A 1,600-nucleotide genomic window follows, 5' to 3' on the forward strand; every position below is an offset into this window, starting at 1 on the left:
CCGTCTGAATAACTCTCACCAGTGGCGAGAGTTTTACAAAAGGGACTGCCACTGAATGTCGTTCTCTTACCTCGAAAGGAGACACGACAATGACAGAACAACTCATCACGGAGATACAGCGAAAAATGCTGCCGTATCTTAACAACGAACAGCTCATGCACCTTCGGGATGCAATGGCTGAGACATTGGAAGGGGCAACGATCACCTATGATAGTGGCTCAATTCCAGCAGACGAAGCAGATGCAGTCGAAGCATTTATCACGGCAAAGCGGATCGAAGGCTGTTCGGAGAAAACCCTGAGCTACTACCGGAAGACGATTGAGGCTCTAATTGCCGGAGTTGGAAAGGCTGTGCGACAGATCACCACAGATGATTTGCGCCGCTATCTGACAAACTATCAAGTTCAGCGCAGGTCGAGCAAAGTGACCATAGACAACATCCGCCGGATACTGTCCAGCTTCTTCTCATGGCTTGAAGATGAGGATTTCATTGTGAAAAGCCCGGTACGCCGTATTCACAAAGTTAAGACTGCAAAGGTGGTCAAGGACACCTACACCGATGAAGTGTTAGAGCTGATGCGTGACAACTGCACAACAGCACGAGACTTGGCGATGATTGATCTTCTGGCTTCCTCTGGAATGCGTGTTGGTGAGCTGGTCACACTAAACCGCGAAGACATCAACTTCAATGAGCGCGAATGCGTTGTTATCGGCAAGGGTAATAAAGAACGATTGGTCTATTTCGACGCAAGGACGAAAATCCACCTTCAAAACTACCTTGAGGGGCGAACGGATGAAAACCCAGCTTTGTTTGTTTCCCTGAAAGCTCCCTTTGACCGATTGATGATTGGCGGAGTGGAGACACGCCTTCGGGAGCTGGGAAAGCGTCTGAATATCCCGAAGGTTCACCCTCACAAGTTCAGGCGTACACTGGCTACAACTGCCATAGACAAAGGAATGCCCATAGAGCAAGTCCAGCAGCTCTTAGGGCATCAGAAAATCGACACCACCATGCACTATGCAATGGTGAAACAGCAGAATGTGAAGCTGGCACATAGAAAATACATCGGTTAGGATGGTGGGTAGTATGAATGGAACAATATATATGCCCGTTGGTGAAGTTTGTTCGTCTATTTCGGACACTTATCGCGAAAAAAAGAATATGGTGACGCTTATCAATACCTCGGACGTTTTAGAGGGTAGAGTTCTCAACCACGAACGAGTTCCAAACTCCAATTTGAAAGGGCAGTTCAAGAAGACTTTTCAGCGAGACGATATTTTATATAGCGAGATCCGTCCACAGAACAGGCGGTTTGCCTATGTGGATTTTTCGCCCATAGACTATATCGCTTCAACTAAACTGATGGTAATTCGTGCAAAAAAGGATGTGGTATCTCCTAAGTACCTGTACTATTTCTTGAAGAATAGTTCCACAGTTGCAGAACTTCAACTGTTAGCTGAAACGCGATCTGGCACATTCCCTCAGATTACATTTTCCGAAGTTGCCAATTTGACCATACCCGTTCCTTCGCTTGCTGTACAAGAAGTTATCGTACAAACGATGCAATGCCTCGAAGATAAGATCACCTGCAACGAGCAGA

At 46.7% G+C, this 1,600-nt stretch carries 2 protein-coding genes; both read left to right on the forward strand.

Going from position 1 to position 1,600, the window contains the following annotated elements:
- The first annotated feature begins 89 nt into the window (after positions 1–89).
- On the forward strand, positions 90–1,073 hold the full coding sequence (gene xerA, locus LKD37_RS17435) for a site-specific tyrosine recombinase/integron integrase (RefSeq protein WP_015564519.1): 984 nt from the start codon (positions 90–92) through the stop codon (positions 1,071–1,073).
- Positions 1,074–1,086: 13 nt separating this feature from the next.
- Positions 1,087–1,600: restriction endonuclease subunit S (locus LKD37_RS17440; RefSeq protein ID WP_302930322.1), on the forward strand; the 514-nt coding region annotated here is incomplete at its 3' end.

It is taken from the genome of Brotocaccenecus cirricatena, from assembly GCF_020687045.1.
Taxonomy (GTDB): Bacteria; Bacillota; Clostridia; order Oscillospirales; family Oscillospiraceae; genus Vescimonas; species Vescimonas cirricatena.